The sequence below is a fragment of the Nocardioides sp. NPDC127503 genome, from assembly GCF_040302165.1.
Classification (GTDB): Bacteria; Actinomycetota; Actinomycetes; order Propionibacteriales; family Nocardioidaceae; genus Nocardioides.
In genome coordinates this window covers 87,483-108,635 of the sequence record NZ_JBEORH010000001.1, presented here as the reverse complement: position 1 = coordinate 108,635, position 21,153 = coordinate 87,483, and the positions used below count along the sequence as shown (strand labels likewise).

The following is a 21,153-nucleotide window of genomic DNA, read 5'->3' as shown; positions in this document are numbered from 1 at the left end:
GTCCCACGAGTCACCGTCCGCCCGCCGCGGTCAGGACAGAAGGCCTAGTCGAGAGGCACAGACCACTCGACCACGGTGCCCTTCGGCTGGGCGGGCTCCACGGTGCACCGGCCGCCTCTCATCTCGGCCCGTTGCCGCATGTTGGCCAGCCCGCTCTCCACCACGTCGGCAGGGACGCCGACTCCGTCGTCGCGTACCCGGAGCAGCAGGTCGGCGCCGGCTGAGAGCGATACCTCGACCTCGCTCGCGTGGGCGTGGCGCACGGTGTTCGACAGTGCCTCCCCGAGAACGGCCACAACGTCCTGGGTGACCTCGGGCGTGGACCGTAGCCGGACCGGGCCCGCGAACGTGAGCGCCGGGCGGAACTTGAGCGACTCCGCGGCCCGGTTCACCACCTCGGTGACCTGCGACTGGATGTCGCCGCTGTGCTCGGGCGCGCCGAGCTCGAAGACCGCGCGCCGGAGGTCGCGGATGGTGTCGTCGATGTCGTCCACGGCTTTGTCGAGGCGGGCGCGAAGCTTCGGGTTCTCGGCCAGGTTGAGCCCGCCCTGCAGCCGCATGCCGATGACGAAGAGCCGCTGGATCACGATGTCATGGAGGTCGCGTCCGATCCGGTCGCGGTCGTCGAAGACGGCCAGCCTCTGGCGCTCCTCACGGTTCTGCGCGAGCCTGATGGCCAGCGCGACCTGCTCGGCGAAGGCGTTGGCGACGGTCAGATCGACGTTCTGTGCCTGATCGGCATGCTCACGGCTCCAGGCGAGCGCGAGCACACCCACCGCGTTCACCTCTTCGGACGGGTCGGTGCGCCCCAGCGGCACGAGCACCCCTGGCCCGATGTCGCTCAGGTCGATGACGGCGGCCGCGCTGCCGCCACCGGCGGCGGTCGCGATGTCCTCCACGATCATCGGTGCGCCGACGCCGATCGCCTGGCCCGCGACCGACTCGCGCAGCGGCGCGTTCTTCAGGGCCTCGACGTCGATATCGGCCCCGGAGACCACCTCCACCCGCAGCCGTTCGGCAGTGGGCCCGGTGACGATCCAGGCGACGTCGGCGCCGGCGATCTCGCGAGCACGGTCGGCGACCAGCTGCAGCGCGGTCGTACGGTCGATGTCGCCCATCAGCGCACTGGTGATCTCGGCGCGGGCATCGAGCCACCGGTTGCGGCGGGCAGCCTCCTCGGCCAGCAGGGCGTTCTCGATCGCGACGCCGGCGGCCGCAGCCAGGGCGACCACGATGTCCTCGTCCTGGTCGGTGAACTCGTCGCCGTCGATCTTCTCGGTGAGGTAGAGGTTGCCGAACACCTTCTCGCCGATACGGACGGGCACACCGAGGAAGGAGTGCATCGGCGGATGGTTCGCGGGGAAACCGTAGGACGCCTTGTGCGCGGTGATCTCCGGCAGCCGGAGCGGCTCGGGAAGGTCGATCAGCAGCCCGAGCACGCCGTGTCCGCTCGGCAGGTCGCCGATCAGGATCTGGTCCTCCGCGGTGAGCCCGTGGGTGATGAACAGGCGCAGCCGGCGGTCGCCGGCGCTGGCCAGGACTCCGAGCGCGGCGTACTTCGCGCCCGCCAAGGCCCCGGCGACCTTGACGATCCGGTCCAGCAGCTCGTCGATGGAGGGCCCGGCACCCATCGTGACGATGGCGTCGAGCAGCAGCCGCCACCGCACCTGCTCGTCGCGAGCATCGGTGACCCTGTCGAGCACTTCGGTCAGCAGTTCGTCGAACGGTGCGCCGTGCACAGTCGTCTCGGTCGTGGTGCTCGATTCACGACGCTGACGGGGTGGTGTGCGTCCCACATCGACCCTCCCCATCGGATGAGTGGTACGCCCCCCAACGTATCAACCCTGCAAGGTCCTGGTGACCAGAATCGCAGCCTGGGTCCGGCTCTCCAGGCCCAGCTTCGCGAGCAATGACGAGACGTAGTTCTTCACCGTCTTCTCGGCGAGGTGCATCTCCTTGCCGATCTGCCGGTTCGTCAGCCCTTCACCGATGAGTTCCAGGATCCGGCGCTCGTGGTTGGTGAGGTGCTCGAAGGCCGAGTTGGTCTTCGGCCCGGTGCGGATCCGCTCGAGGACCTGCGCCGTGACCGCGGGATCCAGCATCGACCGACCCGCGGCGACCTGGCGGACCGTCTCGACGAGGTCGGCGCTGCGTACCTGCTTGAGGAGGTAGCCGGAGGCGCCGGCCATGATCGCGGAGAACAGCGCGTCGTCGTCGTCGAACGAGGTGAGGATCAGCGCGGCGATGCTCGGGTCCACCGAACGTATGTCGCGGCACACGTCGATGCCGGATCCATCGGGCAGCCGGCCGTCGAGGATCGCGACATCGGGCCGCAGCGCCGGGATCCGGCGCCGGGCCTCATCGGCGAGCCCCGACTCCCCCACGACGACGATGTCGTCCTCGTCCTCGAGGAGGTCCTTGATCCCCCGGCGGATCACCTCGTGGTCATCGAGCAGGAAGACCCGGATGGGCTCTGCCGCACTCTCCAGCCCTGCTGATTCGGTCACCTGGTCAATCTACGACCGCGGACGACCCCTGCCAATGCGCGTCGTGCCCGCAGGCCGAGGACCAAGGTCCCTAGACGCAGCCGCGTCCCTCCGCCGCGCGCGCTCACGACCGGGATCCGATTGAGTTCATGTCTCCCACCCTCCGCGCAGTGCTGGCCGACGGCATCGGACCAAGGTCCTCGGGTGGGGGACGTGTGCCACTGCCTGCGCGCGGGCGGTCAAACGGAGGGTGGTGCCACTGGCAGGACGCAGAGGGCGCGGGCCAGAGGAAGGACGTGAGCCAGATGCGAGCAGCAGTCGTGTACGAGTCGATGTTCGGCAACACCGCCACGATCGCGACCTCGGTCGCCGACGGTCTTCGAAAGGCCGGGGTGGAGGTCAAGGTGATCCCGGTGAAGCTGGCCGGCGACGACGTACTCCACACCCACGACCTGGTCGTGATCGGGGCACCGACGCACGCGCTCGGGCTGAGCAGGCCCAGCACGCGCGCCGATGCCGTCCTCCAGGGCGCTCCGGCCGAGGTCGAGGCCCGCGGCGTACGGGAGTGGCTCGCGGAGCTGACCGACGCTGAACCGAAGTCGGTGCAGATCGCCACCTTCGACACCCGGGCGCGAGCGATGCGCCACCTCCCGGGCTCGGCCGCCCGGCACGTGGCCCACATGCTGCGCCGGCGCGGCTACGACGTACCGCCGGCGACCAGCTTCTACGTCTCCGCCACCGTGGGACCCCTCGCCCACGACGAGGAGGCTCGTGCCAGTGACTGGGCCACGAACCTCGGTCACCAGGTGCAGCGGCAGGTGGCCTGAGATGTCGAGGCTCCCCGACGAAGCCCACGAGAGCAACTCACTCAAAGGGGGCCGGTTCCAGGCCGAAAGTCCTTGTCGTGATGATGCCTACCGGCGCAAGGTAAAGAGGTGACCGACATCACGGGAACCGCGTCGCAGGCCCTGCTCAAGGCAGGGAGGTTCTTCACCCGTTGGGAGGAAAGCGAGGACGGGCGCGCGGTCTTCCGCCGGGGCGGCCGGAAGGGCGACGTGTTCTACCGGGACCGGTGGAGCCACGACAAGGTGGTCAGATCCACCCACGGGGTCAATTGCACGGGCTCGTGCTCGTGGAAGGTGTACGTCAAGGACGGCATCATCACCTGGGAGACCCAGGAGACCGACTATCCGAGCGTCGGCCCGGACCGCCCTGAGTACGAGCCCCGCGGCTGCCCCCGGGGCGCCGCGTTCTCCTGGTACACCTACTCCCCCACGCGTGTGCGCTACCCCTACGCCCGTGGGGTGCTGGTCGACCTCTTCCGCCAGGCGCGGGCCGAGGGGAAGGACCCGGTCGAGGCGTGGGCCTCGATCCAGGCCGACCCGGAGAAGCGGCGCAGCTACCAGCGCGCCCGCGGCAAGGGCGGCCTGGTGCGGGTGGGCTGGGAGGAGGCGACCGAGATGGTCGCCGCCGCGCAGGTACACACGATCAAGACCCACGGCCCCGACCGCAACATCGGCTTCTCCCCGATCCCGGCGATGTCCATGGTCTCCCACTGCGTCGGCACCCGCTACACCCAGCTGATCGGCGGGGTGATGACCAGCTTCTACGACTGGTACGCCGACCTGCCCGTGGCCAGCCCACAGGTGTTCGGGGACCAGACCGACGTGCCCGAGTCGGGTGACTGGTGGGACGCGACGTACCTGATGATGTGGGGCTCGAACGTTCCTGTGACCCGGACGCCCGACGCTCACTGGATGGCCGAGGTGCGCTACCGCGGCACCAAAGTGGTGTCGGTCAGCCCCGACTACGCCGACAACACCAAGTTCGCCGACGAGTGGCTCCGCCCGCACGCGGGCACCGACGGGGCACTCGCGATGGCGATGGGACACGTCATCCTGAAGGAGTTCTTCGTCGACGGAACCACCCCGTTCTTCGAGTCGTACGTGCGGACCTACACCGACCTGCCGCACCTGGTGCGTCTGGAGGAGCAGGACGGGGCGTACGTCCCGGGCCGGTTCCTCACCGCCACCGACCTCGGCGACGAGACACCCGAGGCGCGATGGAAGACGGTGGTGATGGACACCACCGGAGCGCCGGTCGTGCCGAACGGATCGATGGGGTTCCGCTACGCCAACTCCGGTGTCGGCAGGTGGAACCTCGACCTCGACGGCATCACCCCGCGGATCACGATGATCGGCGACGAGCCGGTCGAGGTCCTCCTGCCCGCGTTCACGCAGCCCGACGGCTCCGGCGAGGTGCTGCACCGCGGCGTACCTGCCCGCCGCGTCGGCGACCACCTGGTCACCACGGTCTTCGACCTGATGCTCGCCCAGTACGGCGTCGCCAGGGCCGGGCTGCCGGGCGAGTGGCCGAGCGGCTACGACGACGCGAGCGTGCCCTACACACCGGCGTGGGCGGAAGAGGTCACCTCGGTGCCCGCCGAGAAGTGCGCGCGCATCGCCCGCGAGCTGGCCACCAACTCGGCGCAGTCGCAGGGCAGGTCGATGATCATCATGGGCGCCGGTATCTGCCAGTGGTTCCACGGCGACACGACCTACCGGTCGATCCTGGCGCTGCTCATCCTGACCGGCGCGATGGGCCGCAACGGCGGCGGCTGGGCGCACTACGTAGGCCAGGAGAAGTGCCGGCCGATCACCGGCTGGATCTCACTGGCCAACGGGCTGGACTGGTCGCGACCGCCGCGCACGATGACCGGCACCTCATTCTGGTATCTGCACACCGGCCAGTGGCGCACCGACGGCTATTCGGCCGACTCCCTCGCCACACCCCTCGCGAAGGGTCATCTTCGCGGGCACACCGCCGACGTGATCGCACAGTCCGCCAAGCGCGGCTGGATGCCGTTCTACCCGCAGTTCGACCGCAACTCGCTCGATGTCGCCGACGAGGTGGTCGCGGCGGTCTCCTCGCCCGAGGAGATCCCGGCCCACATCAACGCCGCCCTGGCCTCGGGCGACCTCAATGCCGCGATCGATGACATCGACGCGCCCACCGCATGGCCGCGCACGCTCATGCTCTGGCGCTCGAACCTGCTCGGATCCTCCGCGAAGGGCAACGAGTACTTCCTGCGTACGCTGCTCGGCACGCATCACAACGTGCTCGGCACCGAGTCACCCGAGACGCCGCGACCGGAGACGATCGCGTGGCACGAGGAGGCGCCGGAGGGAAAGCTGGACCTGCTGGTCAGCGCCGACTTCCGGATGACCTCGACGGCACTGCTCTCCGACGTCGTCTTCCCGGCAGCCACCTGGTACGAGAAGCACGACCTCTCCTCGACCGACATGCACCCCTTCGTGCACGCCTTCTCCCCCGCGATCGACCCACCCTGGGAGGCGCGCACCGACTTCGAGCTCTTCCATGGCCTGGCCCAGAAGCTGTCCCAGCTCGCGAAGACGCACCTGGGGGTCAGGAAGGACCTGGTCAGCGTGCCGTTGCAGCACGACACGCCGGGTGAGACGCCGCCCGACCCGTACGCCACCATGCCGGTCTTCCACGTGGTGGAGCGTGACTACACCGCCATCGCCGACAAGCTGGCCAGCGTCGGGCCGCTGGCCGACACGCTCGGGTTCACGGTGAAGAACGTGACCTATCGGGTGGCCGAACAGACCGAACGGCTGGCTCGGCAGCACGGCGTGATGCCGAGCGGACCGGCAGCGGGGAGACCGGCGATCGACACCGACGAGCGGATGGCCGAGGCGATCCTGCTCCTGTCCGGCACCACCAACGGTGAGCTCGCGGTGCAGGGCTTCCGCGATCTGGAGGCCCGCGTCGGCAAGCCGCTCGCCGACCTGGCGGAGGGCTCGGAGGAGAAGCGGATCACCTTCGCGATGACGCAGTCGGCCCCGGTCCCCGTGATCACCAGCCCGGAGTGGTCTGGCTCGGAGACCGGCGGACGCCGGTACGCGCCGTTCACGGTCAACATCGAGCGGCTCAAGCCGTTCCACACCCTGACCGGCCGGATGCACTTCTATCTCGACCACGACTGGATCACCGATCTCGGCGAGGGGCTGCCGATCTACCGGCCGCCGCTCGACATGCACCGTCTCTTCGGCGAGCCCCGGCTCGGCGCGGACGGGGCAGCCCAGGTCACGGTGAGGTATCTGACGCCGCACTCGAAGTGGTCGATCCACTCCGAGTACCAGGACAACCTGCTGATGCTCTCCCTCTCCCGTGGCGGCCCGACGGTGTGGATGTCCCCGCAGGACGCAGAGGCCATCGACGTACGCGACAACGACTGGGTGGAGGCCACCAACGCCAACGGCGTGCTGGTCGGCCGCGCGATCGTCTCCCACCGGATGCCCGAGGGGGTCGTCTACGTCCACCACGCCCAGGAACGCACCATCGACGTACCCCTGTCGGAGGCGACCGGGAGACGCGGCGGCATCCACAACTCCGTGACCCGGCTGCTGGTCAAGCCGACGCATCTGATCGGCGGCTACGCCCAGCTCTCCTACACGTTCAACTACCTCGGCCCGACCGGAAACCAGCGCGACCTGGTCTCGACCATCCGCAAACGATCGCAGGAGGTGGCGTACTGATGCCCCGGAGCGGAGCGAACTGATGAGACCGATGGCCCAGATGACGATGGTGATGAACCTGGACAAGTGCATCGGCTGCCACACCTGCTCGGTGACCTGCAAGCAGGCCTGGACCAACCGAGCCGGCACCGAGTACGTCTGGTTCAACAACGTCGAGACCAGGCCCGGACAGGGCTACCCACGCCGCTACGAGGACCAGGAGCGCTGGCGCGGCGGCTGGACCCTCAACCGCCGCGGCCGGCTCGAGCTCAAGGCCGGCGGCCGGATCAAGAAGCTGCTCACCATCTTCTCCTCACCGGTGCAGCCCGAGCTGGGCGACTACTACGAGCCGTGGACCTACGACTATGCGACCCTGATCGACGCGCCGCTCGGCGACGACTTCCCGGTCGCCCGGCCGAAGTCGCTGATCACCGGCGAGGACACCAAGATCACCTGGTCGGCCAACTGGGACGACAACCTCGGCGGCTCGGCAGAGCACCTCGAGAAGGACCCGATCGTCGCCAAGCTCCGAGCCAAGTCGAACGCGCAGGTCAAGGCGGAGCTCGAGCAGACCTTCATGTTCTACCTTCCCCGGATCTGCGAGCACTGTCTCAACCCTTCGTGCGTGGCCTCGTGTCCGTCAGGGGCGATCTACAAGCGCGCCGAGGACGGCATCGTGCTCGTCGACCAGGATCGCTGCCGCGGCTGGCGCCAGTGCATCACCGGCTGCCCGTACAAGAAGATCTACTTCAACCACAAGTCCGGCAAGGCCGAGAAGTGCACGATGTGCTACCCGCGGGTCGAGGTCGGACTGCCGACCGTCTGCTCCGAGACGTGCGTGGGCCGGCTGCGCTACCTCGGACTGGTCCTCTATGACGCCGACGCCGTCACCGCTGCCGCATCGACAGAGGACGAGCAGGAGCTGTACGCCGCTCAGCTCGACGTGATCCTCGACCCCCACGACCCGTCTGTCCTGAAGGCTGCTCGGGAACAGGGGATACCGGAGGACTGGCTCGACGCGGCGCGCCGTTCTCCGACCTACCGGCTGATCAAGGACTATCAGGTCGCGCTGCCGCTGCACCCGGAGTACCGGACGATGCCGATGGTCTGGTACGTCCCGCCGCTCTCCCCCGTCGTCGACCTGCTCAGTGAGCAGGGCCACGACGCCGAGGCCGCCGGCACCCTCTTCGGCGCGATCGAGGCGCTGCGGATCCCGGTCGAGTATCTGGCAGAGCTGTTCACCGCCGGCGACACCGACGTGGTGACCGGGGTGCTCCGCCGGCTCGCGGCGATGCGGGCGTACATGCGCGAGGTCACCCTCGGCCGCGAGCCTGACGAGTCGATTCCCGCATCGGTGGGCATGACCGAGGAGGAGGTCTATGAGATGTACCGCCTCCTCGGCATCGCCAAGTACGCCGAGCGCTACGTGATCCCGACCGCGCACGCCGAGCGAGCTCACGAGCTGGAGGAGATGGCCTGCTCGCTCGACTACGACGACGGCCCAGGAATGTATGAATCGGGTCCTCTCGGCGAGGCCTCCGGCCCGTTGACCCCCGTCTCCGTCGAGACCTTCCACGCGCTGCAGCAGCGTCAGACCTCGGACAGTCCCGCCTCCGCCAGCACCCTTCGCGGCCGCGTCAACCTGCTCAACTGGGACGGCCACGGACGTCCGGACGGCCTGTTCCCACCGGCGAAGGAGGAAGCATGAGACGCGACTGGCGGGTGGTGCACCAGGTCGCCGCCTGGTGCCTGGGCTACCCCGACGAGGAGCTGATCGCGAAGCTCCCGCTGCTGCGCAGCGCCCTCGCCGAGCAGCCCTCCTCGGAGCCGGTACGGCTGCTGCGCGGCTTCGTCGACACCCTCGCGAAGCAGGAGCCCCATGCGCTGCAGCACGTCTACGTCGAGCTCTTCGACCTGCGCCGCCACCAGACCCTGCACCTCTCCTACTGGCGTGATGGCGACACGCGGCGTCGCGGTGAGTCGCTGGCCGGGTTCAAGGCCCGGTTGCGAGACGGGTCGGCCAAGGGCGACTGGCTCGTCGACACCGGCGGCGAGCTGCCCGACCACCTGCCGATGGTGCTGGAGTACGCCGCGCTCGCCGACCCGGCCGGCGGGCGTGAGCTGCTGATCGAGAACCGCTCGGCGCTGGAGCTCATCCGGCTCTCCCTGACCGAGCGCGGCTCGGCGTACGCCGATGTGCTCGCCGCCGTGTGCGCGACCCTTCCGGGGCCGTCGGCCAAGGACCGACGCGAAGCGCTCGCCATGGCTCAGGCCGAGCCCCCGCAGGAGTCCGTCGGCATCGATCTGCCGTTCCCGACGAGCCCAGGAACGAGCCCCGGAATCAGCCCAGCCACGATGATGGGGGCCCGCTAGTGGACACCGCGTTGTGGGGCGTACTGCCCTATCTCTCCGTCGCGATCCTGGTCGCGGGCACCATCTGGCGCTACCGGTATGACCGGTTCGGCTGGACGACCCGCTCGTCCCAGCTCTATGAGTCGCGGCTGCTGCGGATCGGGTCGCCGCTGTTCCACTTCGGCATCCTGGTCGTCATCGTCGGACACGTCGCGGGACTGCTGATCCCGAAGTCGTGGACCGAGGCGGTCGGCATCTCCGAGGGCTTCTACCACGTCAACGCGCTGCTCTGGGGAGTGATCGCGGGGGTCTGCACGCTCGGGGGCATCCTGCTGCTCGTCTACCGGCGGCGTACGACGGGTCCGGTCTTCATGGCCACCACCACCAACGACAAGGTCATGTACGTCGTGCTGGTCGCCGCGATCGTGCTCGGCCTGTGGACCACGCTGGTGAGCATCGGCGCGGGGCACGACGCCCACGACTACCGCGAGACGGTGTCGGTCTGGTTCCGCTCGCTGTTCATCCTGCAGCCCGACGTGGCAGCGATGGCGGCCGCGCCGGTGCAGTTCCACGTCCACGTACTGGTGGCTTTCCTGCTCTTCACCATGTGGCCGTTCACCCGGCTGGTGCACGCGTTCACCGCGCCGTTGCACTACCTGTTTCGGCCCTACATCGTCTACCGCAGCCGCGACGCGGCACCCACCCCACGCAGTCGCCCCGACCGTCCCGGCTGGGCACCGGTCGGCACCTCCGACCGGCAGCGTTGACCAAGCACTGTTGAGGAGTCACGATGCAGCTGAAGAACCTGCTCCTGGCCACCTGGGCCTTCGCCATCTCGTTCTGGGCCTGGAACATGATCGCGCCGCTCGGGGTGACCTACACCGAGTCCCTGGGGCTCTCGGCCACCCAGAAGTCCGTGCTCGTGGCCACGCCGGTGCTGGTCGGGTCGGTGGGCCGGATCCTCGCCGGCGCGCTGGCCGACCGGTACGGCGCCCGGGTGATGTTCCCGGTGCTGATGCTGGCCGCGGCACCGTTCGTGATGCTGGTCGCGCTGGCGGGGACGCTGGACTCGTACGTGCTCCTCCTCGTCTTCGGCTTCTTCCTCGGCATCGCCGGCACGACCTTCGCGGTGGGCATCCCGTTCGCGAACGCCTGGTACGAGAAGTCGCGGCGCGGCTTCGCCACCGGCGTCTTCGGTGCCGGGATGGGCGGCACGGCGCTGTCGGCCTTCTTCACCCCACGCTTCGTCTCCTGGTTCGGGTACGTCGGCACGCACGTGATCATCACCGCGGCCCTGGTCGCATCGGCGGTGCTGATCTGGTTCACCCTGCGTGACGCACCCACGTGGCGGCCCAACCATGACCCGGTCGTTCCCAAGCTGGTCGCCGCCGCGAAGCTGCCGGTCACCTGGCAGATGTCGTTCCTCTACGCGGTCGCCTTCGGCGGCTTCGTCGCGTTCTCGACGTACCTGCCCACCTTCCTCAAGGACGTGTACGCCTTCGACCTGACCGCCGCCGGCACCCGCACCGCCGGCTTCGCGGTCGCCGCGGTCGTCTGCCGCCCGCTCGGTGGCATCCTCTCCGACCGGCTCGGACCCAAGCTCGTCACCGCCGCCGCGTTCGGCGGCGCCGCCGTGCTCGCGGTCGCGATGGCCCTCGAGCCTCCGCTCGAGATCCCCGCCGGCATCGTCTTCGTGCTCATGGCCGCCTGCCTCGGTCTCGGCGCAGGCGCAGTCTTCACCTGGGTCGCGCTTCTCGCTCCGCCTGCTCGCGTCGGCTCCGTCACCGGCATCGTCGGCGCGGCCGGCGGCCTGGGCGGCTTCTTCCCTCCGCTCGTTCTCGGCGCCACCTACAACGAGGCCACCCACTCCTACACCATCGGCCTGCTGCTCCTCGTCGTCGTCGCCGCGGTGGCGGGCGCCTACACCCTCCTCGGCATCCGGAACCGCGACAGCGCCGAAGACTCCGACGACAGGCAGATCCCCGGCGCCACGAATCCGCGGTGACAGCGGATTCGCGACGCCAGGTCCGTCCCCCCACCTTCAGAGCTCGAAGACCAACCGTGCCGCGGTCCACCCATGCAGGACGTCGTCGATCGACTCGTTGACCTCCTCGAGCTTGCGCGACTCCGCGATGACGCGGGTGCGTCCCAGCGCGTGGAGGCGGAAGACCTCGGCGAGGTCCTGGCGGGTGCCGACGATGGAGCCGATGACACTGATGCCGAAGAGCACGGTCTGGAAGATCGGCAGGTGCATCGGTCCCTCGATCTCGGGCGGCAGTGCGACGCAGACCAGCCGGCCCCCGCGCCGTAGCGACGCGAACGCCTGCTCGAACGACTTGGGGGTGACCGCGAGCGCGACTGCGACGTCGGCGCCGCCGAGGTCCGCGATGGCCTGCACGGGGTCGGTGGTGGCCGCGTTGACCGTGTGGTCGGCGCCCAGCTCGCGGGCCAGCTCGAGCTTCTCCTCGGTCAGGTCGACCGCGATGACCTCGGCGCCGACCAGACGGGCGTACTGCACGGCGAGGTGACCAAGACCGCCGATCCCGAAGATGGCGACCCTCTCCCCCGGCGTGACATGGGCGACCTTGATCGCCTTGTACGTCGTCACTCCCGCGCAGGTCAGGGGTGCCGCGTCGAACGACGACACCGCCTCGGGGACGGCCACGACGTAGTCCGCGTCGGCCACCGCGTACTCGGCGAAGGCACCGTCCACCGAGTAGCCGCTGTTCTGCTGCTCCTCGCAGAGCGTCTCCCAGCCATTGATGCAGTGGTCGCAGCGGCCGCACGCATGGCCGAGCCAGGCGATCGCGACGCGGTCGCCGATCGCACGGTGGGCGACGCCCGCGCCGACGGCGGTGACGGTGCCGACCCCTTCGTGGCCGGGGACGAACGGTGGTGTCGGCTTGACCGGCCAGTCACCGTGGGCGGCGTGGATGTCGGTGTGGCAGAGCCCGCAGGCCTCGAGACGTACGAGAACCTGCCCGGGCCCCGGCTCGGGGATGGGGCGCTCCTGAAGCTCCAGGGGCTGGTCGAAGCCGATGACAACTGCTGCCTTCATGTCGATGCTCTCTTTCGGGCTGGCGGAGTTTCGACCGGCTCGTGATGTGGCCGGCACCTGACCTCCACTGCACCTCAGGTGGCCACCGGGAGCCGAGTGCTGAATGTCCCGGGCAGAAAGGCACTTGGTCGGCGATGCAGAAACCAAAACATGAAGATGTTTTCAAGTCGTGTAGTATGGCGGCATTCCGGTTCCGATCCCAGGAGGGCTCGATGGGCGTCCCGCTGTACCAGGCCAAGGCCGAGTTCTTCCGCACCCTCGGCCACCCGGCCCGGATCCGGATCCTGGAGCTTCTCGCCGAGCGCGACCATGCCGTGCACGAGCTGCTGGAACGGATCGCGATCGAGCCCAGCAACCTGTCCCAGCAGCTCTCGGTGCTGCGACGCACCTCACTGGTCATCTCCCAGCGCCGCGCCGGCGAGGTCGTGTACTCCATCAGCGTTCCCGAGGTCCGCGACCTCCTGCTCTCAGCCCGCAAGATCCTGGCCGGCCTGGCCGAGACCCGCAGCGAGTTCGACGACGAGCTGATGATCCCACCCGAGTGATGTCATCCCTGATGGGCTCAGCCCGGGCCGGCGCGGCAGGAGTCTTCTCCCGTTTCGAGGCCCTGCGCCCGCGCCGCGAGGACTGGACCAACGGTCGGGTCGGCCGCGACCTGCTGGCCGGTGTGATGGTGGCGCTGGTCGCGCTGCCGCTCGCGCTCGGGTTCGGTGTCAGCTCCGGTGTCGGTGCGGGCGCTGGGATCGTGACCGCGATCGTCGCCGGGGCGGTCGCCGCGGTCTTCGGTGGCAGCCACCTGCAGGTCAGCGGGCCTACCGGCGCGATGACCGTCGTGCTGATCCCGATCGTCGCCGCCCACGGCACCGACGGAGTGCTGGTGGTCGGCCTCCTCGCGGGCGTGTTCCTGCTGGTCCTCTCGGTCACCGGCGCCGGTCGTGCGATCCGCTTCGTCCCGGTCTCGGTGGTGGAGGGATTCACGGCCGGGATCGCGATCATCATCGCTCTGCAGCAGCTCCCGGCGGTCCTTGGCGTTGACGTGCACGCCGAGAAGATCCTCGGCCTCGCAGGAGACGCCGTGTCCACGTGGGCGGCGGACCCCGGCTGGACCGCACCCGCCGCTGGCCTCGGGGTTGCGCTGGGGATCCTCACCGTCGCCAGGCTGCGCCCCGGACTGCCCGCCGCCCTGCTGCTGGTGGGCGCCGTCACCGCGGCCAACGCGTGGCTGGACGTCGGCTTGCCCACCATCGGCCACATCCCATCCGGCCTGCCCGCGCCGCACGTGCCGGACGTGCCGTGGGGCGACCTGGACACGCTGATGCTCGCCGCGGTCGCCGTCACCGCGCTGGGCGCGCTCGAGAGCCTGCTCTCGGCAACCGTCGCGGATGCGATGAGCGTCGGGCAGCGGCATGACCCCGATCGTGAGCTTCTCGGCCAGGGGCTGGCCAACATCGCCAGTCCCCTGTTCGGCGGCATCCCGGCGACCGCGGCGATCGCACGTACCGCCGTCAACGTACGCGCCGGGGCCACCTCACGACTGGCCGCGCTCGCTCATGCCGTCCTGCTGCTCGGCGTGGTCCTCCTCGCCGCCCGCTGGGTCGGCGAGATCCCGCTGGCCGCCCTGGCCGGCGTCCTGCTCGCCACCGCCGTGCAGATGATCCGGGTCTCGAGCCTGGGTGCGTTGATCCGTTCCACTCGCGGTGACGCCGCGACCATGATCCTCACCGCCGCGGCGACCGTCGTCCTCGATCTCGTGCTGGCCGTCATCATCGGCTTGGTGGTCGCCGGCTTCTTCGCCCTGCAGCAGACCGCTCGGACCGCGCGGCTCGAGCAGACACCGTTGGACGATCTCGACCACCGCGACGAAGAACGCGACCTGCTCGACCACCACATCGTCGCCTACCGCATCGACGGGCCGTTGTTCTTCGCCGCGGCCCATGACTTCCTGCTCGAGCTCGCCGAAGTCAGTCGCGTGCGGGTCGTGATCCTGAGGATGTCGCACGTGACCCATATCGACGCCACCGGCGCGCACGTCCTGGCCGACACCATCGGGCGTCTCGAACGTCGCGGGATCACCGTCCTGCTCTCCGGGGTGCGCCCCGCACATGCTCGTGTGCTCACCGAGCTCGGCGTCTACGAGCGGCTCGCTCACGAACGCCACCTCTTCGCCACCACCCCCGAAGCCATCACCCATGCCCGCCTTCACGCGGCCCGCGTCGACCACACCGCCGACGGATCGGCCGTCGACTCCACGGGCAGCGTCGCCACGTGACCTCGTCAGATACTCGACCGATTCGCCAGAAGAACACCAGATGACCTTTGGCACCTCTCCTCGCCGATGGCTTCGGTGGCCACGACATCGACTGCAGGGTCGACGGCGTCGGTCCGATGCAGCTCAAGTCCGAGTTCGTACGTAAGAGCTGAACGAGTACGCCTCATGGCTTGGTGATGCGACCGAGCCGATCCGCGTCATCTGGTCATGTCTAGGACTGCGACGCCCCGGACGCGGTCCTCGGCGAGGTCGGCGAGCGCCCGGTCGGCCTCGCTCATGGGGTACGGCGTGACCTCGGCGTGGATGCCCAGCCGGCCGGCGAGCCTCAACAGCTCGGCCCCGTCGGCCCTCGTGTTGGAGGTGACGCTGGTGAGCGTGCGCTCCCGGAAGAGATGGCGCTGGTAGTCCAGCGGCGGGATGTCGGAGACGTGGATGCCTGCGACCGCGCAGGTTCCGGAGGCTCCGAGATGGGCGAGCGCGTCGCGTACGACCTCTCCGGAGGGTGCGAACACGATCGCCGAGTCGAGCGGCGGTACGGCTCTGCCGGGCTCGACCGCGGAGGCGGCCCCGAGCTCGAGCGCGAGCCGGCGCGCCGGCTCGCCGCGCGTGACGACGTGCACCTCCGCACCCTGGCGGATCGCGATCTGTGCGGTCAGGTGGGCGCTCGCACCGAACCCGTAGAGGCCCAGGCGACCTCCTGGCGGGAGCGCGGCGCGCCGCAGTGCGCGGTATCCGATGATCCCCGCACACAGCAGCGGCGCCGCCTGGAGCGGTTCCAGCGAGTCCGGGATCCGATAGGTGTATGAGGCGGGCGCGACGGCATACTCGGCGTAGCCACCGTCGGCGTCCCACCCTGTGTAGCGAGACCTCTCACAGAGGTTCTCGGCGCCGGCTCGACACCACCGGCAGCGCCCGCAGGTCGAGCGCAACCACGGCACACCGACCCTCGTGCCAACACGGGGACCGTCGATCTCATGATCGAAGCCGGCCAGCACCCGGCCCACGACCTCGTGCCCCGGCACGACCGGACTCCGACGGGCGGGAAGATCGCCGTCGACGACATGGAGATCCGTCCGGCACACGCCGCACGCCTCCACTCCGATGAGGACCTCGCCCGAAGCCGGTTCGGGCACCGCGAGCTCCTCGACCGACAGACGCCCGTCACCTGTCGTACGCCAACCCCGCATCGTCGCCATCACGAGCCCTCCCCCGCAGGCGGGCGCAGGTTCCTCAGGTCGGGGTCGGGTACCTGCGGCAGCGGGCGCAACCGCACCTTCGCGTCGACGACCGAGACTCCGCGCTCGTGCACGATCACCGGGTTGAGGTCGATGTCAGCGACCTCCGGAACATCGTCGGCGAGGCGACCGAGGCAGACCAGAAGGTGCTCGACGGCGGCCGCGTCCAACCGGGGCGCGCCGCGGTAGCCGGAGAGCAGCGGCGCGGTGCGAAGCTCGCCGAGCGCTGCGGCGGCATCGGCGCGGCTGAGTGGCGTGAGCCGGAAGCTGCGGTCGTCGATCAGCTCGGTGTACGTGCCGCCGTACCCCACCATGACCAGCGGCCCGAAGACCGCGTCCTGGGTGACGCCGGCGATCAGCTCGACCCCCTCGGCGACCTGGCGCTGGACGAGCAGGCCCGGGTGCTCGGTCGGGGTGCGGAGCAGCTCCTGCGCCGCAGAGCGCACCTCGTCGGAACCGTTCAGACCGACGCGTACACCGCCCACATCGGTGCGGTGCACGATGTCGGGATCGGCGATCTTGACCGCTACCGGACAACCCAGCCGATCAGCGGCCTCGACGGCCGCCTCCGCATCGGCGGCGAGCACGCTCGGCAAGACCTCGATCCCGTACGCACCGAGCAACTGCCGCACGTCGGTCTCCGCCAGCCGACCTCCCTCCGGCGCCGCTGCGGACGCCCTGGCGATCACGTCACGAGCCGCCGCCCGGCTGCCTGACGCTGCCTCGGCGACGGCTTGGCGTGGCTCGGCCCGCCACTCTGCGTAGGTGACGATCGGGCCGAGCGCATGCGCTGCGTCCTCGGGGAACGCGAAGACGGGCACATGGTGGCTCCCGGCAGTGATCGGGCGGATCGGACCCCGCTGGTCGAGCACGACGGCCACGGTGGTGACCGGCGCGCCGGCTTCTCCCGGTTCACGGCGCAGCGCGGTGCGCAGCGCCCGCGCGAAGGATGCGTACGAGAGCGCGGGCAAGGCCGTGCGCAGGACGATCAGCATGTCGACCTCGCCGCTCCGGGCGATCGTCGAGACGACCTCGGAGTAGGCCTCTCCGCCGACCCCCGACCCCAGGTCGACCGGCATCTGCACCGACGACGCGTCGGGCACGGTCTCGCGGATCCTGGCCATCGTCTCGGCACTCAGCGTCGTCAGCTGCAGACCGGCGCGCTCGCAGGCATCAGCGGCCAGGATGCCCGGCCCGCCGGCGTTGCTGACGATCCCCACCCGACGACCGCCGGGCAGCGGCTGGTTGGCCAGCAAGCTGGTGGTCTGCAGCAGCTGCTCGAGGCCGTCCACGCCGATCACGCCGCACTGCCGGAAGAGTGCTTCCACCCCGGACGTGGAGGTCACCGCCGCCGCGGTGTGGCCGACGGCCGCCTGCCGACCGGTCCTGCTGCTGCCGCCCACCAGGGCGACGACCGGCTTGCGTACGGCCAGCCGCCTGGCCACACGGGAGAACTTGCGAGGGTTGCCGAACGACTCCAGGTAGAGCGCGACCACGTCGGTGGCATCGTCCTCGGCGGCGTACATGAGCAGGTCGTTGGCGCTGACGTCGGCCTTGTTCCCCGAGGAGATGAACGCCGACAGTCCGACACCGAGCTCGTGGGCCCGTTGCAGCGCGGCGATCCCCACCGCACCGGACTGCGCCATCATCGCCACTCGTCCGTGGGCGACGCTCGTCGGCGAGAACGTGGCGTTCAGGCGCACGTCGGGGTCGGTGTTGGCGATGCCGAGACAGTTGGGGCCCACCAACCGCATGCCCGCCCTCCGGGCCACCACAAGGACCTCGTCCTGGAGCCGTCGTCCCTTCGGGCCCTCCTCAGCGAAGCCGCTGGCAAGGATCACCAGATTCCGTACGCCGCTGGCGGCACAGTCCCGCACGACCGCCAGCACCTCAGCGGCCGGCACCGCGACGATCGCCAGATCCACCGGTGCCACCTCGCGTATCGAGGAGCGACAGCTGAGCCCGAGCAGATAGTCACTGTTCGGGTTGACCGGATGGATGGTGCCGGTGAACCCGGCACGCAGCAGGTTGCGCACGACCTGATGCCCCGCCCGGTCCACACGTCGGCTTGCCCCGATCACGGCCACGGAGCGCGGCCGCAGCAACGCGCGCAGGGAATCGGCGTCGGCCCGCTGCTCGCGGGAGATCATCGCCTCCAGCACCCGATCGGTGAGCCGCACCGGGAAGCGCAGCTCGACGGTCTCCTCATGCGGGATCGAGGTGATCTCGAACCCGGAGTTCCGGATGACGTCGAACGCAGCGGCATTGTCAGCCATCACGTACGCGACGAAGTCGGTCACCCCGGAGCCGGCCGCCGCGACGGCGAGATGCTCGAGCAGCAGAGTGGCGACGCCGCGTTGGGCATACCCTTCGGCAACGACCAGGTCCAGCTCGGCCTCCTCGTCGCGTCCCGTCTTCATGGCGGTCGCCAGCCCGACGACGTGACCGTCGACGGTCGCCAGCTTTCCGAACGCCTCGTCGGTGGTGAGCCGTGGCAGCAGGGAATCCACGAAGTGCACACCGTCGTGGTGGCCGACGTGGAAGAACGGCTCGCGGCGATCGCCCTCGCAGCACGCATCGTGCAGCTGGACCAACCGGTCCCGGTCCCCCGCCACCGCATCGCGTACGCGGGCGATCGTGCCGTCGCGCAGCAACACATCCTCCCAGGCCGGTCCCTGCACACCCAGCTCGATCCGAGCGGTCATCGTGCTACCTCCTGCCGTCGATCTCCGCACCCGCGCCACGGGACGCGTCGGGCCATCAACACCAGCGAACCGCCCGCGGCCCGCGCGCCGCGAGAGAAGGGAGTCCGAAGGCTCTGGGCCGTACGTCCCCCAGGTACGAGGACGTTCGGCAGGCCGAGGTCAGCCCGACGTCCTCACCCGGCGAGGATCCGGCGGCGAAGCGCCCACGAACCGAGGACGAAGAGGGCTGCCGCAAACGCGGCCAGCACCCCGAGCTGGGGCAGGACGTCGAGCACCGTCCCGTCGTGACGCACCAGGGTGGCGAAGCCATCGGCGGCCCAGGCGTGCGGCGTCAGGTGAGCGACGGTGAGCATCGTGGGCGAGAAGAACTCGAGCGGCATCATCGAGCCGCCCAGAGCAGAGATCCCGAGCCCGGCCAGGAGGCCGACCGCGGTCGACTGCTGGACGTTCGTGGCCACGGCTCCGAGCACCATGCCGGCCCCGCCGGCGACCGTCGCGAACAGCAGCATCACCAGCGCCGCGGCGACCGGGTCGCCCCAGGAGACGCCGAACAGCATGGCGGCCCCGAGCATGATGACCAGGCCCTGGACGACCGCTATCGCCACCCGCCCGAGAGCCTCCCCGGCAACGATGGTGGCGGCCCTGGTGGGCGTGGCGAACATCCGGCGAGCCACACCGAACCGCCGGGTCTCGATCAGCGACGCCGCCGACGTCATGGACGTGACGAAGATGAACAGCAGCAGCTGGCTGCTCGCGCCGAGATCGAAGCGGCCCAGATCCTCGGGGAGCGGTGCGGACCCGACCGTGGTGGCCACGACGGCGACATCGGCGACCTGGTCAGCGAACTCGTCCCCGCGGACGAGGTTCGGCCCGAACCCGCCACCGAGCTCGCCCTGCAGGGTTCTGGCCACCCGGAGTCGCCCCGCCTCGTCGTCGACGACCGCCCGGACGATCATGCCGATCTGCTGCGCGCTCCGGTCGGACCGGGACAGGTACTGCACCGTGGTGTCCCCTCCGCTCGCGAGCCGGGTGTCGTACGTCCTCGGGATCACCACCGCCGCCTCGAGAGCACCCTCCTCGACCGCCTCGACGACCTCGGCGCGCGTGTCGAAGTGGCGTACGTCGATGCCGTCGGCGTCCTCGAAGGCGGCCACCAGATCACCCGAGAGCGCGCCCGTCGCCGGTTGCACCACCCCGAGCCGAGGCTCGGACCCGCCGCCGAACGCCAGGCCGAGCACCGCGATCATCAACAGCGGGAAGAGCACGAAGAAGAAGGCGTTGGTGCGGTCCCGCAGGAAGCGGTGCAGGTTGGTCCACGCGATGACGATCGCGCTCATGGCGCCACCACCCGCCCGGTCCGCAGCAGCGCGATCCCGATGGTGACCGCGGCCATGCCCAGCAGCACCGCGACCGAGGGGAGCGCCTGGATGGCTCCGCCACCGCCTGCCAGGTCGCCCAGACCACCCAGGAACCACGCGTGCGGCGTCACCAGGCTGAGGTTCGCCATCATGCCGCCGGCCTGACGCACCGGGAAGAACGCGCCACCGAGCAGGCCGAGGGTAACCGCGACGACAGCCTGCCAGGCCCCCGCCTGCTCGGAGGTTCGCGCCAGCGAGGCGATCACCGAGGCGATGCCGGTCCCGGCCAGCACCCCGGCGACGATCAGGAGCGCCACGCCGAGCGGATCGCCCCAGTCGGCGCCGAGCATCACCGAGCTGGCCACCATCAGGACCGTGAGGCTGACGATGCCGAGGACCAGGCTGGTGATCAGCTTTCCGACGAGGATCGCCCACCGTTGGACAGGCGCCGCGAGCAGGCGCGCAAGGGTGCCCTCGTCGCGCTCGTCGACCAGCGAGGAGACGCCGAACTGGACGGTGAACAGCAGGAAGAAGACCGCCATCGCGGCCGCGAAGTACGTCTTCGTGTCGAGCACCCGTGTGGTCGCCGAGACGTCCTCGAGCGCCACCGGTGTGACGCCGTGCACGGTCTCCTGCGCGACCCGCTCGATCTCGGCGGGCGTCAGGCCGGGCTGGGACGCCTGGACCGCGGCGATGCTCACCCGAGCCGCGTCGAGGCCCCGGACGTAGGACCGGGCGACCGAGCGCGCCACCACGGTCCCGGTCGGGGAGTCGGCGCTGCCGACCACGTGCAGCTCGGCAGGGCGCGGACTCGCGACGTCAGCGGCGAACCCCGATGGCAGGACGAACGCCGCGTCCAGGTCGCCGTCACGGACACCGGCCCGCGCCTGCGCCTCATCGAGCTCGCTCACCTCGGCGACCCCCTGCTCCTGCAACGCGCCGAGGACCTCGTCGGTGAAGGTACGCGACACGGCGCTGTGGTCCTGGTCGACGACGGCGTACTCGAAGGCTCGCGGTGTGGACGCGGGCCCGAACAGCAGGCTGAAGATGGCGGCCAGCGCGAAGGGCACCACGATCGCGAGCAGGAAGGCGGACCGGTCCCGGGCTCGCTGCCGAAGGTCCTTGGCTGCGATCAGCAGACTGGCGTGCATC

At 69.9% G+C, this 21,153-nt stretch carries 16 protein-coding genes; 9 read left to right on the top strand and 7 right to left on the bottom strand.

Annotated elements, in window-relative coordinates:
* Positions 1–44 precede the first annotated feature (44 nt).
* Positions 45–1,796, bottom strand: a complete 1,752-nt coding sequence (locus ABTW65_RS00525) for a sensor histidine kinase (protein WP_350657813.1) — start codon at positions 1,794–1,796, stop codon at positions 45–47.
* Positions 1,797–1,838: 42 nt separating this feature from the next.
* Complete coding sequence (locus ABTW65_RS00520) at positions 1,839–2,507, bottom strand: response regulator (RefSeq protein ID WP_350657812.1); 669 nt, start codon at positions 2,505–2,507, stop codon at positions 1,839–1,841.
* A gap of 284 nt (positions 2,508–2,791) precedes the next feature.
* On the opposite strand from ABTW65_RS00520, the gene ABTW65_RS00515 reads away from it, so the two are divergent.
* From ABTW65_RS00515 to ABTW65_RS00490, 6 genes are all read left to right on the top strand, one after another.
* Positions 2,792–3,313 carry a flavodoxin family protein gene (locus tag ABTW65_RS00515; RefSeq protein ID WP_350658618.1) on the top strand — a complete coding sequence of 174 codons (522 nt, stop codon included), beginning with the start codon at positions 2,792–2,794 and terminating at the stop codon, positions 3,311–3,313.
* Positions 3,314–3,421: 108 nt separating this feature from the next.
* Positions 3,422–7,045, top strand: a complete 3,624-nt coding sequence (locus tag ABTW65_RS00510) for a nitrate reductase subunit alpha (RefSeq protein ID WP_350657811.1) — start codon at positions 3,422–3,424, stop codon at positions 7,043–7,045.
* 22 nt (positions 7,046–7,067) lie between these two features.
* On the top strand, positions 7,068–8,732 hold the full coding sequence (gene narH, locus ABTW65_RS00505) for a nitrate reductase subunit beta (protein WP_350657810.1): 1,665 nt from the start codon (positions 7,068–7,070) through the stop codon (positions 8,730–8,732).
* On the top strand, positions 8,729–9,397 hold the full coding sequence (gene narJ, locus ABTW65_RS00500) for a nitrate reductase molybdenum cofactor assembly chaperone (protein WP_350657809.1): 669 nt from the start codon (positions 8,729–8,731) through the stop codon (positions 9,395–9,397). Before narH ends, narJ begins: the two co-directional genes overlap by 4 nt.
* Positions 9,397–10,143 carry a respiratory nitrate reductase subunit gamma gene (gene narI, locus ABTW65_RS00495; protein WP_350657808.1) on the top strand — a complete coding sequence of 249 codons (747 nt, stop codon included), beginning with the start codon at positions 9,397–9,399 and terminating at the stop codon, positions 10,141–10,143. The genes narJ and narI overlap by 1 nt, the downstream gene beginning before the upstream one ends.
* Positions 10,144–10,166: 23 nt before the next feature.
* Positions 10,167–11,381, top strand: a complete 1,215-nt coding sequence (locus ABTW65_RS00490; RefSeq protein WP_350657806.1) for an MFS transporter — start codon at positions 10,167–10,169, stop codon at positions 11,379–11,381.
* Between the two features lie 36 nt (positions 11,382–11,417).
* Here the strand turns inward: ABTW65_RS00490 and adhP are convergent, their stop codons facing one another.
* Positions 11,418–12,434, bottom strand: a complete 1,017-nt coding sequence (adhP, locus tag ABTW65_RS00485; RefSeq protein WP_350657805.1) for an alcohol dehydrogenase AdhP — start codon at positions 12,432–12,434, stop codon at positions 11,418–11,420.
* A 212-nt stretch (positions 12,435–12,646) separates the two neighbouring features.
* Between adhP and ABTW65_RS00480 the strand changes: the two genes are divergently transcribed.
* The 3 genes from ABTW65_RS00480 to ABTW65_RS00470 are packed head-to-tail and all read left to right on the top strand — an operon-like array spanning position 12,647 to position 14,855.
* Positions 12,647–12,979 (top strand): ArsR/SmtB family transcription factor, encoded by a 333-nt coding sequence (locus tag ABTW65_RS00480; RefSeq protein ID WP_350657804.1) that lies wholly within the window; start codon positions 12,647–12,649, stop codon positions 12,977–12,979.
* On the top strand, positions 12,979–14,703 hold the full coding sequence (locus ABTW65_RS00475) for a SulP family inorganic anion transporter (protein WP_350657803.1): 1,725 nt from the start codon (positions 12,979–12,981) through the stop codon (positions 14,701–14,703). The genes ABTW65_RS00480 and ABTW65_RS00475 overlap by 1 nt, the downstream gene beginning before the upstream one ends.
* 47 nt (positions 14,704–14,750) lie before the next feature.
* Positions 14,751–14,855, top strand: coding sequence for a PhnA domain-containing protein (locus ABTW65_RS00470; protein WP_350657802.1), 105 nt, complete (start codon positions 14,751–14,753; stop codon positions 14,853–14,855).
* Positions 14,856–14,900: 45 nt separating this feature from the next.
* Here ABTW65_RS00470 and ABTW65_RS00465 read toward each other — a convergent pair whose 3' ends face one another.
* The 4 genes from ABTW65_RS00465 to ABTW65_RS00450 form a co-directional block, all read right to left on the bottom strand.
* A complete protein-coding gene (locus ABTW65_RS00465) occupies positions 14,901–15,899 on the bottom strand; it encodes a zinc-dependent alcohol dehydrogenase family protein (RefSeq protein ID WP_350657801.1) in 999 nt (332 codons plus the stop codon).
* The gene (locus ABTW65_RS00460; protein WP_350657800.1) at positions 15,899–18,643 is read right to left on the bottom strand and encodes a bifunctional acetate--CoA ligase family protein/GNAT family N-acetyltransferase; all 2,745 of its coding nucleotides are present in this window, start codon (positions 18,641–18,643) and stop codon (positions 15,899–15,901) included. The genes ABTW65_RS00465 and ABTW65_RS00460 overlap by 1 nt, the downstream gene beginning before the upstream one ends.
* Before the next feature lie 173 nt (positions 18,644–18,816).
* The gene (locus tag ABTW65_RS00455) at positions 18,817–19,980 is read right to left on the bottom strand and encodes an ABC transporter permease (RefSeq protein WP_350657799.1); all 1,164 of its coding nucleotides are present in this window, start codon (positions 19,978–19,980) and stop codon (positions 18,817–18,819) included.
* Positions 19,977–21,152: an ABC transporter permease gene (locus ABTW65_RS00450; RefSeq protein WP_350657798.1), complete on the bottom strand. Its 1,176-nt coding sequence runs from the start codon at positions 21,150–21,152 to the stop codon at positions 19,977–19,979. Before ABTW65_RS00450 ends, ABTW65_RS00455 begins: the two co-directional genes overlap by 4 nt.
* Between the last annotated feature and the right edge of the window lies 1 nt (position 21,153).

Coding starts and splice junctions, on each gene's coding strand:
- adhP (WP_350657805.1), bottom strand. CDS start 12,434: ATGAAGGCAGCAGTTGTCATCGGCTTCGACCAGCCCCTGGAGCTTCAG.
- ABTW65_RS00515 (WP_350658618.1), top strand. CDS start 2,792: ATGCGAGCAGCAGTCGTGTACGAGTCGATGTTCGGCAACACCGCCACG.
- ABTW65_RS00455 (WP_350657799.1), bottom strand. CDS start 19,980: ATGAGCGCGATCGTCATCGCGTGGACCAACCTGCACCGCTTCCTGCGG.
- ABTW65_RS00465 (WP_350657801.1), bottom strand. CDS start 15,899: ATGGCGACGATGCGGGGTTGGCGTACGACAGGTGACGGGCGTCTGTCG.
- ABTW65_RS00460 (WP_350657800.1), bottom strand. CDS start 18,643: ATGACCGCTCGGATCGAGCTGGGTGTGCAGGGACCGGCCTGGGAGGAT.
- ABTW65_RS00475 (WP_350657803.1), top strand. CDS start 12,979: ATGTCATCCCTGATGGGCTCAGCCCGGGCCGGCGCGGCAGGAGTCTTC.
- ABTW65_RS00490 (WP_350657806.1), top strand. CDS start 10,167: ATGCAGCTGAAGAACCTGCTCCTGGCCACCTGGGCCTTCGCCATCTCG.
- narH (WP_350657810.1), top strand. CDS start 7,068: ATGAGACCGATGGCCCAGATGACGATGGTGATGAACCTGGACAAGTGC.
- ABTW65_RS00480 (WP_350657804.1), top strand. CDS start 12,647: ATGGGCGTCCCGCTGTACCAGGCCAAGGCCGAGTTCTTCCGCACCCTC.
- ABTW65_RS00450 (WP_350657798.1), bottom strand. CDS start 21,152: ATGCACGCCAGTCTGCTGATCGCAGCCAAGGACCTTCGGCAGCGAGCC.
- narJ (WP_350657809.1), top strand. CDS start 8,729: ATGAGACGCGACTGGCGGGTGGTGCACCAGGTCGCCGCCTGGTGCCTG.